The 11,617-nt window shown below is 50.9% G+C and carries 13 protein-coding genes; 8 read left to right on the top strand and 5 right to left on the bottom strand.

Annotated features, from left to right (window positions below):
- Positions 1-9: 9 nt before the first annotated feature.
- A complete protein-coding gene (locus JI741_RS00645) occupies positions 10-504 on the bottom strand; it encodes a DUF1440 domain-containing protein (RefSeq protein WP_202006670.1) in 495 nt (164 codons plus the stop codon).
- A gap of 144 nt (positions 505-648) precedes the next feature.
- Positions 649-915 (bottom strand): transposase, encoded by a 267-nt coding sequence (locus JI741_RS00640; protein WP_202006669.1) that lies wholly within the window; start codon positions 913-915, stop codon positions 649-651.
- A gap of 412 nt (positions 916-1,327) precedes the next feature.
- Here JI741_RS00640 and JI741_RS00635 point away from each other — a divergent pair, with 412 nt between their 5' ends.
- The 4 genes from JI741_RS00635 to JI741_RS00620 all read left to right on the top strand — a co-directional run bounded on the left by JI741_RS00635 (position 1,328) and on the right by JI741_RS00620 (position 4,905).
- A complete protein-coding gene (locus tag JI741_RS00635; RefSeq protein WP_236675812.1) occupies positions 1,328-2,062 on the top strand; it encodes a carbonic anhydrase family protein in 735 nt (244 codons plus the stop codon).
- Between the two features lie 382 nt (positions 2,063-2,444).
- The gene (locus JI741_RS00630) at positions 2,445-3,302 is read left to right on the top strand and encodes a PorP/SprF family type IX secretion system membrane protein (RefSeq protein WP_202006668.1); all 858 of its coding nucleotides are present in this window, start codon (positions 2,445-2,447) and stop codon (positions 3,300-3,302) included.
- Between the two features lie 85 nt (positions 3,303-3,387).
- Positions 3,388-4,041 carry a hypothetical protein gene (locus JI741_RS00625; protein WP_202006667.1) on the top strand — a complete coding sequence of 218 codons (654 nt, stop codon included), beginning with the start codon at positions 3,388-3,390 and terminating at the stop codon, positions 4,039-4,041.
- Positions 4,042-4,182: 141 nt separating this feature from the next.
- Positions 4,183-4,905 carry a hypothetical protein gene (locus JI741_RS00620; RefSeq protein WP_202006666.1) on the top strand — a complete coding sequence of 241 codons (723 nt, stop codon included), beginning with the start codon at positions 4,183-4,185 and terminating at the stop codon, positions 4,903-4,905.
- 10 nt (positions 4,906-4,915) lie between these two features.
- Here JI741_RS00620 and JI741_RS00615 read toward each other — a convergent pair whose 3' ends face one another.
- From JI741_RS00615 to JI741_RS00605, 3 genes are read right to left on the bottom strand one after another with little or no spacing between them, the layout of a single operon-like run.
- Positions 4,916-5,509 carry a LutC/YkgG family protein gene (locus JI741_RS00615; protein ID WP_202006665.1) on the bottom strand — a complete coding sequence of 198 codons (594 nt, stop codon included), beginning with the start codon at positions 5,507-5,509 and terminating at the stop codon, positions 4,916-4,918.
- Positions 5,506-6,897, bottom strand: a complete 1,392-nt coding sequence (locus tag JI741_RS00610) for a lactate utilization protein B (protein ID WP_202006664.1) — start codon at positions 6,895-6,897, stop codon at positions 5,506-5,508. Before JI741_RS00610 ends, JI741_RS00615 begins: the two co-directional genes overlap by 4 nt.
- A gap of 2 nt (positions 6,898-6,899) precedes the next feature.
- Entirely contained in the window at positions 6,900-7,634 is a 735-nt protein-coding gene (locus tag JI741_RS00605; protein ID WP_202006663.1) for a (Fe-S)-binding protein, read from the bottom strand.
- A gap of 291 nt (positions 7,635-7,925) precedes the next feature.
- On the opposite strand from JI741_RS00605, the gene JI741_RS00600 reads away from it, so the two are divergent.
- The 4 genes from JI741_RS00600 to JI741_RS00585 are packed head-to-tail and all read left to right on the top strand — an operon-like array spanning position 7,926 to position 11,601.
- Complete coding sequence (locus JI741_RS00600) at positions 7,926-9,335, top strand: fasciclin domain-containing protein (RefSeq protein WP_202006662.1); 1,410 nt, start codon at positions 7,926-7,928, stop codon at positions 9,333-9,335.
- A 38-nt stretch (positions 9,336-9,373) separates the two neighbouring features.
- Positions 9,374-10,447, top strand: coding sequence for a sensor histidine kinase (locus JI741_RS32985; protein WP_202006661.1), 1,074 nt, complete (start codon positions 9,374-9,376; stop codon positions 10,445-10,447).
- The gene (locus JI741_RS00590) at positions 10,444-11,208 is read left to right on the top strand and encodes a LytR/AlgR family response regulator transcription factor (RefSeq protein WP_202006660.1); all 765 of its coding nucleotides are present in this window, start codon (positions 10,444-10,446) and stop codon (positions 11,206-11,208) included. The genes JI741_RS32985 and JI741_RS00590 overlap by 4 nt, the downstream gene beginning before the upstream one ends.
- Positions 11,209-11,247: 39 nt before the next feature.
- Positions 11,248-11,601, top strand: coding sequence for a hypothetical protein (locus tag JI741_RS00585; protein ID WP_202006659.1), 354 nt, complete (start codon positions 11,248-11,250; stop codon positions 11,599-11,601).
- The last annotated feature ends 16 nt before the right edge of the window (positions 11,602-11,617 follow it).

The raw sequence follows: 11,617 nt of genomic DNA, 5'->3' as shown, positions 1-11,617 counted from the left end.
GTGGAGAAACTATTTTCCGCGCAACGTAAAAAACTTGTGTGCCCGCAAGGCGATGGGCAAGCCGATGCACACCATGAGAATGGCCATCTGCAATCCGGCTTTCGCCAGATCGAACGGCGCTGTTTTCAGACCGGTGAGGGGCACTACCACCAGGTTCATACAAAGCCACACAAAGGCGCCGTAGAGAATTCCGGACACATATTTGTTTTTAGAGAGCACACCGGAGAGGTAAGGGTAGGCTATATAGTAGAGCGTGGTCCATCCCATGGCGATGATGTAGTGAAAGAGAAGACCCGCGAACGCCATTGGCGCACCACCTTTGAAGGCCTCCATTCCAAAAACTGCGGCGGCAATGTAGTGAAGGATTGTGATGGGCATCCCTCCATTCGTCACATAGAAGCTTAGAAAGGCGGCAAGAATATCCAATGTTCCTGCCAGCAAACCGGTGAGCAAAATCCATTTGAAAAGGCTTTCCGAAATTCGGGTGTGCGCTGCATGTTCCATAGCGATAGACAGTTTTGTGTATAACGAATGTATTACAAATGCATCGAACAGTCGATGACGCAGATCGTGGGAATTTTCTGTTGCCACATTAGTATCCGCAATGGAAAAAAATCGCGGAAGACTCTTCGGACGTATGGGAAACATCTACGACTTTTTGTAAAGCAGATCCTTCAGTAGGTTGATAAGCAGCGTTTGTTCGGCCAGTATTTTCTTGTATTGCGACATTTCTTTTTCCAGATCCCGAAGCCGGACCTTGTCGCGCGACACGGGCTGCAGGAATTTCTTCTTCCAGAGATAGAATGTGGGTTCGCTGATATTATGCTGCGTGCAGATGTCTCTGACTTTCTTGCCTTTGGTTTGCTGCCGAAGGATCTTCAAAATCTGAGGCTGACTGAATTTCGATTTTTTCATGTCGGCCAATTTAAACGACAGATCCTGAATTGTGATGCCCTGTTTCCTGCCTGTTTGTGGAAGCAAATCACATTGCTCCTCCGTAACGACTGGTCATTTGGCATTATAATCCTACAAAGCGTTGTCTTTATTCTCTTATTCGATAAAGCGATGCGTCGAACTTCTTTTTGTACGGGCTATCGATCAGCACGGGAAAGAACCCGTGCCGAAAATTTTTTTAAAAAAAATATTGCGAAAAAATCAAACTGCAATCCCATTGCAGTTTGATGCTGCACCTTTACATCATAAAGCCAAACTTATAGACGTGGAAAAAGGCGACTAGCTAAATGTTGAAGGCGTTAACTGATGTTATCGCCTTTTTCCTTTTTATATCCGGCCACAAATTTTTTAATCTTTCGAAAAACCAACCACTATGACGAAAACACTGATAATGAAATACGGGGCGATAACGGTTTTTGCATGCCTGAGTGCCGCTTGTTCAAAGTCGCCATGCGACGAACGCAACCTGGACGAACTTATCACCGAGACCGTTTTAACGGCCGAAGACCAGGCGCGGCTCACATCCGAGCAGATCATTCAAAGCCTCAAAGACGGCAACGTTCGTTTTTGTGGCGGCCGCCTCACCCTGCGAAACCATAGCAAACAAGTGCGCGATGCCGCTAACGGTCAGCATCCCAAGGCAGTTGTGCTGTCGTGTCTCGATTCGCGCATTCCCGTGGAGGATGTGTTCGACAAAGGCATCGGCGATATGTTTGTCGCCCGCGTGGCCGGCAATGTGGTGAACGAAGACATTCTTGGCAGCCTCGAGTTTGGCTGCGCCGTGGCGGGTGCGAAAGTGATTGTGGTGATGGGCCACGAAAACTGCGGGGCCATCAAAGCCGGCATCGATCGGATAGAAACCGGCAATATCGCCTTTCTGGTACGGAAAATCGGGCGGGCTGTTGATCAGGTAAATTCGTTTGCCGGCGAAAAAGCTTCGTCGAACAAAGCCTATGTGCACGCCGTCACCGTAGCCAATATTCAAACATCGCTCAGCGACATCCGAAAAAACAGCCCTACTTTGGCCAAGTTGGAAAGCGAAGGCAAACTCAAAATCGTAGGAGCGCTATACGACCTCGACACCGGCGAGGTCATGTTTCTGAACTAGTCGAAGACATACCCCTTTCATCGCTTTGATAAATAAGAAAAGGCATCACCCGAAACGGGTAATGCCTTCGCGCCATCTATTCTCGCAGAAGAATGGACCAAAGGTCATGCCCGCCACTGAAAGAAATTTGCAGTGGGAAAAAAAATCGATTTTTTTTAACGCGTCAAACCATGGCCAATTTTCCATTCTGCCAACGAAATATCGTCGGTGCCAACGAAATATCGTTGGCTTGCGATCCTTAAAATACGTCTTTTTTTAGTTAATTATCTGATCATCAGAGTTTTGAATAAGTGGCACTTGGCTTGTCAACGGGCTAAGCAAAATCTAAAAAAACGCCATTTATGAAAACCATTTCAAAACTCGCCCTCACGATCGCCTGGCTTTGGGCCTTCAGCTTGCCTTTGGTCAGCAGAATCGGTTGTACTCGTTGTACATGTTCACGCCCCTGGCCATCAATCCTGCCTACGCAGGAAATCAGAACCAATTCAACGGTGTTCTTGTCAATCGCTCTCAATGGCTTAAAATTCCCGGTGCACCCGAAACGCAGTTGCTGTCGGCGCACATGGGCGCGGTGAAACGCCCCATCGGCATTGGCATACTGGTATCGAAAGAGAGCATTGGTGTGCATGAGAATTTGTCGGTCAACTTCAGCTATGCCTACCAGATCAAAAGTCAGGATTGGAAACTGGCGTTTGGCCTGCAGGGCGGCTTTAACTTCAGCAAGTCGTCATACGACAAGCTCACGATGGATGTGGATGAGGCGCTGGGTACCGTGAAAACCTGGACGCCGAACTTTGGCTTTGGGGTGTTCTATAACACGCGAAAGTTCTACGTAGGCTTGTCGGTTCCTTACTTCTTCGAAAACACGCTCGTCTCGAACGGCGTCAGCGTTGCAGAGGCACCGCGTTATTATTTTCTCAACGCCGGAAAGATACTGAAGGTGTCGCGCGACATGATGTTCAGGCCGTCGCTCCTCCTTCGCCTGCAAAAGGGAACACCCGTGAATGCCGATATTAACGCCACGCTCTTCTATAAGAAGATTCTTTCCATGGGATTGTCGTACCGCACCAGCGGCGACATTGTGTCGCTGTTTGAAATGCAGATGAGCAAGCGTGTGCGGTTTGGCTATGCCTACGATTTCAATGTGGGCAACGTGGGGCCCTTTGCGGGGGGATCGCACGAGCTTATGCTCAGCTATCGTGTGGACCTCACGGCACGTCCCTGTCATACTTATTTCTGATACGCAGCACTGCAATACAGTTGCAGTGCTGATGCATTACTTGCTACATGAAAAAAATAATCAAGACTCTAATTATACTCTATTTATGAAAGGAAACGATCGCCATAGCCTGCAAATGAAGAACAATTACTTCCTTGAAAAGATCAGGCTGTTGTTAAAACCCATGGGCTTCCGCTATCACCGTAAAGGAAATACAGTGTTGTTTCACCGCGGAACACTCTATGGCTACAACCAGGTTTACATCTCTCAACAGGTTGAAGAAAATGTTTTGAGTATCACGCCCTTCTTCTATACACGCATCAACTCGATAAACATTTTCGCGAATCCGTTTCTGGGTTGCCCCGAGACGCTGTTTAATTGCAACCCCACCATCGGGGCAAACTTGTGTAACCTGGGTTTGGAAAATGATATTTTGTCGGTGCGAACAACCGATGATGTGGAGAATGCACTCTTTATTTTTGAAGGCATCATGGAAACAAACGCGCTGCCGTTTTTTGAAACGCTTTGCTGTTCGGCGGCCATCGACCTGGAACTGAATCGGGATGCCCGTCCCAAAAATCTGTATCTGAACGACATCATTGAACGGCCCATCGTTGGCACGGTGGCCGCCATGTTGAACCGGAACGAGCGATTTTCTACGCTGGTGAAATATTATCGCGAAATGCTGTCGGACACGTCCACAAAAATTGAAATGAACTATGAAAGCCTTCTGGAGAGCCTGAAGATTTATTGCGCGTGATCGTTCGCGTTCTCGACGTTCGCTCTTCTTGCATGTTTGCCTTAAGTAACAAAAAGCCGTCACCGGCTTTTTTGTTTTGTGGTGCTGAGGGTGCAGAACATTTGGATTGTCTCTTTGTTAAAGAGGTTTATCCCCACCACTATGAAAAAACACTTCCTCGTTCTGGTTGCTTGCAGTATTGTGATAACCACTCTGGCACAAACCGACACCAATAAAGAGACCACGCCGAAAAGAAGGCCTTATGTGTCTTCGGGGGGTGAGGCTATTTTTTCGTTGGCCAACCTTTCGATCGCCGGTGCGGAGCGTGGCACGGTACTGCGGTTCTCACCGTTCTTCAACGTGCAAACGTGGGTGCACATGGATAGGAATGAACACTTTGGATGGTTCTCGGGGCTCACCCTGCGCAACGTGGGATTAATCTATGATGTGCCAGGCACAGGCATCCGCAAGAAGGCGCGCACTTACAATGTCGGTATTCCACTGGCGTTCAAAGTAGGCGACATGGATGGCAAGTTTGTGTATGCGGGCTATGAAATCGAGTTGGCATTCAACTACAAGGAGAAGACTTTTGAAAACGAAAAGAAGACCGACAAATTCAACGTGTGGTTCAGCGATCGCGTGAATCTTTTTCAGCATGGTTTCTTTGTGGGAGCTCAATTGCCACACGGCGCCAACATCAAGTTCAAATATTACCTTTCCAGATTCTACAATAACAACTATTCCGAACGTGATGCGAATGGCGTGGTCACACAGCCTTATGCGCCGATCGATGCTAACGTGTTTTATTTTGCGTTGAGCTTCATGCTGCGGAGAGAGGAAATGGAAAAATTCAAGAAACCCATCACGTATTCGACGCGACGATAGGCCAGCGATTTCACGGAAGCAAAAATACAGTCAACGTCTTTGCGCCGTGTGCGCCCAGCACCAGCGATTGTTCGATGTCGGCGGTTTTGGAGGGGCCGGCGAGGAACGTTCCGAAGGCATAGCCGGTGTGGATGCGCTCGTAGGCGTGGTGCATCGTGTTTACGATGGAACTTGCCCGGATGACCAACGCCAGGTGTTCGCAGATGAAAGGCAGGGCACGATCGCCCATGTCGGTGTCGGTGATCCAGATGGCGCTGTTTTCGGCTACTCCGAATTGTCCTTTGATGACCGCGAGGTTCACATCTTCGAGCGTGTGTGGTTTGGCGGACAGTGCGTTCAACGAATCGCCAAGGTGAATCTCGGGGATGAGATTTATGATGCGGGCAGGCGACGGAAATTGTGCTGACAGGTGTGCATGAATCTGATCCCAATTTTTTACTTCGACAATTGATCCCCCGATACCTTGCAGCACGGTCGTGAATTTTTGGACGGCATCGAAACCCGGGGCCACGGGTGCCAGGTCGCTAAGCGCAAGGCTGGGCAGTGGAGCGGCGGGGGGCTGGTTTTGTTTTATGGTGGCCAGTATTTTTTCTCTGCTGCTCATGCTTTGCGTTTGTTTGTGCGATACCATTCGCCGAACGATTGTTTTGGAGCTGTCGGCATTTCGCGTTGCTTAGCCCAGGGGTTGAGACTGTTGCTTACCAGGAAAGGCATGTGGCGGCTCACCCAGCGGCCAACGCTTCCCGAGATGCGATAGATTCGCGGATGCGACAACACAAAGGCCATTCCTTTCATGCCATTCTTTTTTGTGCTGCCCACATAGCCGTCTTTGGCCAACACCTGTCGCCATTTATAAAGCTGATCGTGAATATCGATTTTCACCGGGCACACGTTGCTGCACGAGCCGCACAGGGTGGAGGCAAACGGGAGGTCGGCGTTCTTTTTCATGTCCAGTGCGGGCGCGAGTATGGAGCCGATGGGGCCGGCGATGGCATAGTGATAGCTGTGGCCGCCGCTGCGCCGATAGACCGGGCATGTGTTCATGCAGGCACCACAGCGGATGCACTTCAACGCGTTTCTGAAATCGTCGCTGCCCAGGCGTTCGCTCCGGCCGTTGTCGACCAGCACGATGTGCATGTGTTGGCCGGGGCGTGGCTTGCGGAAGTGACTGGAGTAGGTGGTGATGGGTTGGCCGGTGGCGCTGCGGGCGAGCAGGCGGAGAAACACGCCGAGGTGCTTTCGCTCGGGTATCAATTTTTCGATGCCCATGCAGGCGATGTGCACATCGGACAGCTGCACGCCCAGGTCGGCGTTGCCTTCGTTGGTGCACACGACCACTTCGCCTGTTTCGGCGATGGCGAAGTTCACGCCCGTGATGGCGATGGGGCTGGTCATGAAACGCTCGCGCAGGTGAACGCGTGCCGCAGCCGTTAGAAATTGCGGATCGCTGTTGCCTTCGGGAGTGCCAAGATGTTTATGAAAAAGCTCGCCGATTTCTTCTTTCTTCCAATGGATGCAGGGCAACACAATGTGACTGGGGGGCTCGTTGGCCAGTTGCACGATGCGTTCGCCGAGGTCGGTGTCTACCACGTCGATGCCTTGTGCCTGGAGGTAGTCGTTGAGGTGGCATTCTTCGGTGAGCATCGACTTGCTTTTCACCACGCGGGTGATGCCGGTTTTTTGAATGATGCTGTGCACAATTTGATTGTGCTCTTCGGCATTGGCCGCCCAGTGCACCGTGACACCGTTTTGCTGTGCCTGCTGTTCGAACGACAGCAGGTAGTGATGCAGGTTAGCCAGCACGTTGTGTTTGATTTGGGATGCCGTTTCGCGCAGGTGTTCCCACTCCGGAATTTGCCAGGCCGCCTTGTCGCGCTTTTGGCGCACGAACCATAACGTTTTGTCGTGCCAGTCAACGCGGGGTTCGTCGCGGTTGAAGGTGTCGGCGAGGGTGGCGTGATCTTTTGATGCGGTATGCTGTTGAGCTTCCATCGCTAGCCTGCATTTAATATTTCGGCAATGTGTATAACCTTTGTGGTGCTGCGCTGACGACGCAGAATGCCTTCGAGGTGCATGAGGCACGACATGTCGCCCCCCGTGATATATTCCGCGCCGTGGTGAAGGTGGTCGGCGATACGATCTTTGCCCATCTTGACCGACACGGCTTCTTCGGCCACACAAAACGTTCCGCCAAAGCCACAACATTCGTCGGTGCGATCGAGCGGGATGAGTTCAAGTCCCTGGACGAGGTTGAGCAGGTGCTGTGGTTTGGAAAAACCGGGACTTACCAGTTCCGACATTTGCGATAGGTGAAGTCCGCGCTGGCCGTGACAGCTTTGGTGCAGTCCTACTTTGTGGGGAAAGTGGGCTGTGAGGTTTTTGATGTGCAGCACATCGGTCAGAAACTCGGTGAGCTCCATCACGGTGCTGCGAATTTTTTCGGCGGCGGGCTCATTGGCCGACGCGTGCAGGTGGTCTTTGATGTGGAGCGTGCAACTTCCGGAAGGACACACGATGTAGTCGTAGCCTGAGAAATTCTCAACAAACAAATCGTTGCACGATGTGGCGAGATGTTCGAAACCCGAGTTGGCCATGGGCTGGCCACAGCAGGTTTGCTTTTCCGGATAGAAAACAGACACGCCCAGTTTTTCAAGCAATTCCAGTGTGGCAATGCCAACCTGCGGATAGAACTGGTCTACGTAGCAGGGAATAAAAATGGCAACCTTCATACTTCCGATTCTGATGAATTCAACGGCAGCATCAGGCTCACGTTGACGGGGTAAGTATAAGTGATATTCTTTGAGTTTGCATCCTTTACAATCCTTTTTTGTTGGGTGGTAGGGCAGTCGGAGACTGGGATGATGTTGGGTACGAGTCGGAGGCCTCGCACCAGGTTTGTTGTTTGTCCGTTCACTCCTGAATTTTTCACGGTCACGCTTGAAAGACTGCCCTTCGGGGGGATGGCTGAAGATGAATGCCGGGTGCGTGGGTTTAATGTTTCATAAACCAACTAAATCAACATGGATATGAAACAACATGGTAATTCAATCCTTCAACGGATTCTACAGTACAAAGGGCTTTTGCTGGCGGCCGTTTTGATGGTCGCGGTCCTGGGCAGTTGCAAAGATGATGATGATGACAGCACGCCCGAAGCAAAAAACATTGTGGCCCTGGCGCAGGCGAACTCAAACCTTTCTTCACTGGTTACGGCGCTCACAAAATATCCCGACCTCGTGAGCACGTTGAGCGGCTCCGGAAAATACACGGTGTTTGCCCCGACCAATGCGGCGTTTGCCACGTTGCTGACGGCCACCGGGCAGACCAGTCTTGACGATCTGCCCGAAGATGTGCTGCGCGACGTGTTGGAATATCACGTGGTTTCCGGCGCGGTGAAATCGACCGAGTTGAAGACCGGAGCTGTTGAGACCGTGGGGGGGGAGGACATTGCCGTGACCACCACCGGGGGTGTGAAATTGAACGGAACCACCAACGTGACCACCGCCGATGTGGAAGCTTCGAATGGTGTGGTGCATGTGATTGATGCTGTGCTGGTGCCACCGTCTATCGTGCCCGTGGTGGGAACCATTGTTGCTCCCGCATTTTTCAATAAGAACTTCACCACGCTGGTGGCTGCTGTGAAGCAGGCTGGTCTGGTGGAAACGCTCATCAACAAAAGCGCCAACTACACGTTGTTTGCGCCCACCAATGCGGCCTTCACCGCGGCAGGCATCACGGCGTTGCCTCCTAATACAACCGAGGGAAATGCCACGCTCAGCGGCATTCTGAGATATCATGTGCTGGCTTCGAAGGTTACGGCGGCCAACATTGCAGCGGGAAGTTCTTCGGCCGAGACCTTGAATGGAAAGATCTATCTCTCCAAAGGGTCGTCTGGTGTTTTTATTAACGGAGCCACCAAAGTGACCACAGCCGACGTGCAAGCCTCCAATGGCGTGGTGCATGTGATTGATCGTGCCCTTGTGCCACCCTCCAAAACCATCGCGCAAATTGTGAGTGATGCGGCCAACGCCGCTTCGGGCAAACAATTCACGAAGCTCCTGCAGGCGCTGGCCCGCACCGATGGTGAAGATGATGATCTGTTGGCAGCCGCTTCGGGCGAGGGCAACCTCACCGTATTTGCTCCAACCGATGCCGCCTTTGAAGCCTTGGGTGTTGACCTGGCCACGGTGGATCTGGCTGCGCTTACCAAGATTTTGAAACACCACATTGTGGCAGCCCGCGTGTTTTCGTCAGATCTGTCGTCGGGTTCGGTGGCTACATTGTATAAGAGCGTCACCATCGATCTGCCCAACCTCACGGTGACCGGTGCGAAAACCGGTGAAGCGCCCGCCAAGTTGCAGGCCACCATGCTAAACATTCACGCCACCAACGGTGTTATCCACGTGATCGACAAAGTATTGATTCCAGAGTAAACGCTTATTTTCTGAATTCTAAAATTACCGGGTGGGTCGTGAAAGCGGCCGGCCCGGTAATTATTTCGTACTACAAAACTCCAGGCACCGTGTTCAGCATTCGCTATCGGTATGTTTTTATTCTGTTGCTGTCGCTCTATTCTTTTATTAATATCTATTTCACCGTTGGCGAAAAACTTTTCGAATTCTATATTCCCGATGTTATTCTCTTTGGTGTGCTGGCTTTGGTTGTGCTGGGCGTGTGGGAACTGAACCGCATGGTGGAACGGAACCTCAGTCGCCTGCACGGTTTGTTCAAGGGCAAGATTCACATACTGGTCATTCAGTTTGTGTTCAGTTTGGTTATCGTGGCTGTTGTGTGCATGGTGTCGCTGGAGTTATTGTATGTGGTCATGGGCATGTCGCCGGTGCCGCAGCCCACGCACATTTTGTTGCTGATGGTGTTTGGGTTTCGTATAAACCTGTTTCTGAACTGTCTTAATGCCATTGTGTTTTACATGAACCGGCTGAAGAAAACGGAGCTGGAGGCGGAAGAGTTTAAAAAGATTTCTGCCGAAGCCCAGTTCGAGTCTCTTCGAAACCAGATCAATCCACACTTCCTGTTCAACAGTTTCAATGTGTTGTCGACGCTGGTGTATAAAGATGCCGACACGTCGGCGCGGTTCATCGGGCAGCTGTCGAATGTGTATCGCTACTTATTGTATAGCCAGGAGAAGAAGGTGGTGCCGTTGCAGGATGAACTTGCGTTTATCGACTCGTATTTGTTTCTGCTGAAGATCCGCTTCGGTGAGAACATTGTCTTCACCCGCAACATTGTGGTTGACAACACACGCTATGTTGCCCCGGCGGTGTTGCAGATGCTTATCGAAAATGCCATCAAACACAATGTGGTTTCCAAAAAGCAGCCGTTACACATCCTGCTGATTTCTGACGGTGAATCGATCACCGTAGTCAATACGCTGCAAGAAAAACAGGTGAAGGAGCAATCGAGCCAGATCGGTCTGCAAAACATTGCGCGGCGCTATGGTTTCTTGTCCGACGAGAAAGTGCGTATCGAGCGAACTGATACGGAATTCAAAGTGACCTTTCCACTACTACAAATTGACCAATGAGAGTTTTAATTGCAGAAGACGAAGTGTTGGCAGCCGAGCGTTTGCAGGAGTTGCTGCTGGAATGCGACCCCGAAGCCGAGGTGGTGAACACCCTGGACAGCGTGGAGGATGTGTTGCATTTCCTCAGCAAAAATGTTCCTCTCGACCTGATGCTGCTCGACATACAACTGGCCGACGGCAAGAGCTTTGAAATTTTTCAACGCGCGCAGGTGGACGTACCTATCATCTTCACTACGGCCTACGATGAGTATACGCTTCAGGCGTTCAAGCTGCATAGCATTGACTACCTGCTCAAACCCATTCAAAAGCACGACCTCGCACACGCGCTGGACAAGTTCAGGCGTCTCATTCTGCCGCGCAAAATTCACTACGAGGAATTGAAAGCCATCCAGGCCCTGGTGTCGCAGGGAATGAAGACGTATAAGGAACGTTTCATCCTGAAGTCGGGCAACCGGCTTCATTTTAAAAATGCGAGCGACATCGCCTACTGCTATGCCGATGGGAAAATGGTGTACATCATTGCGCGCAAAGACCTTCGGAAATATTTGATCGATCACACGCTCGAAGAATTGGAACAGACCCTGAACCCGAAAGATTTTTTCAGAATCAACCGGAAATTTATTGTGAACGTGGACTGCATCGGGGAAGTGAAAGGCCAGATGAGCACGGGGCTGGAAGTGTTGATGAACCAGGCATGCGAACACAAACTGGTGGTGAGCCGCGACCGTGCGCCGGACTTTAAAGCCTGGTTGAACCTATGACACCGAAACGCAACACGATAGATCCAAACCGTATAAACCATGAGATATAGTTTTATTTTCTTCTTCCTGATTTCACTTTCCACCCACGCCCAGCAAACCGCTGACGTGGAAGATTTTAAAAAAGAAGTATTGACCCTACGGGCCGAAGTGCAAAACATTCGGGTGAACCTGGCCAAGGGCGAGCAAAAATTTAAACGAGGAATTCTGGTGGCCACCATCGGCTATTCCGTGACCATTGCAGGCGGCCTCATGCTGGGGCGCAAGCACGACGAGTTGGGCAAAGGGCTTCTGATTGCGGGTGGCACCACCGGCATCATCGGCACCGCCATGATGCTGGACGCGTTCAAATTTTTGGGGCGACCACTTCGCGAGAAGCAGAAATCGTCGCCTTAGTGATCAGTGTTCATAA

Source organism: Chryseolinea lacunae (assembly GCF_016735595.1).
Lineage (GTDB): Bacteria > Bacteroidota > Bacteroidia > Cytophagales > Cyclobacteriaceae > Chryseolinea > Chryseolinea lacunae.
This window is presented reverse-complemented; position numbering and strand designations above follow the sequence as displayed.

Excerpts from the sequence above, each read along its gene's own strand:
- JI741_RS00645 (WP_202006670.1), bottom strand. The coding sequence starts at position 504 with ATGGAACATGCAGCGCACACCCGAATTTCGGAAAGCCTTTTCAAATGG.
- JI741_RS00640 (WP_202006669.1), bottom strand. The coding sequence starts at position 915 with ATGAAAAAATCGAAATTCAGTCAGCCTCAGATTTTGAAGATCCTTCGG.
- JI741_RS00635 (WP_236675812.1), top strand. The coding sequence starts at position 1,328 with ATGACGAAAACACTGATAATGAAATACGGGGCGATAACGGTTTTTGCA.
- JI741_RS00625 (WP_202006667.1), top strand. The coding sequence starts at position 3,388 with ATGAAAGGAAACGATCGCCATAGCCTGCAAATGAAGAACAATTACTTC.
- JI741_RS00620 (WP_202006666.1), top strand. The coding sequence starts at position 4,183 with ATGAAAAAACACTTCCTCGTTCTGGTTGCTTGCAGTATTGTGATAACC.
- JI741_RS00615 (WP_202006665.1), bottom strand. The coding sequence starts at position 5,509 with ATGAGCAGCAGAGAAAAAATACTGGCCACCATAAAACAAAACCAGCCC.
- JI741_RS00610 (WP_202006664.1), bottom strand. The coding sequence starts at position 6,897 with ATGGAAGCTCAACAGCATACCGCATCAAAAGATCACGCCACCCTCGCC.
- JI741_RS00605 (WP_202006663.1), bottom strand. The coding sequence starts at position 7,634 with ATGAAGGTTGCCATTTTTATTCCCTGCTACGTAGACCAGTTCTATCCG.
- JI741_RS00600 (WP_202006662.1), top strand. The coding sequence starts at position 7,926 with ATGGATATGAAACAACATGGTAATTCAATCCTTCAACGGATTCTACAG.
- JI741_RS00590 (WP_202006660.1), top strand. The coding sequence starts at position 10,444 with ATGAGAGTTTTAATTGCAGAAGACGAAGTGTTGGCAGCCGAGCGTTTG.
- JI741_RS00585 (WP_202006659.1), top strand. The coding sequence starts at position 11,248 with ATGAGATATAGTTTTATTTTCTTCTTCCTGATTTCACTTTCCACCCAC.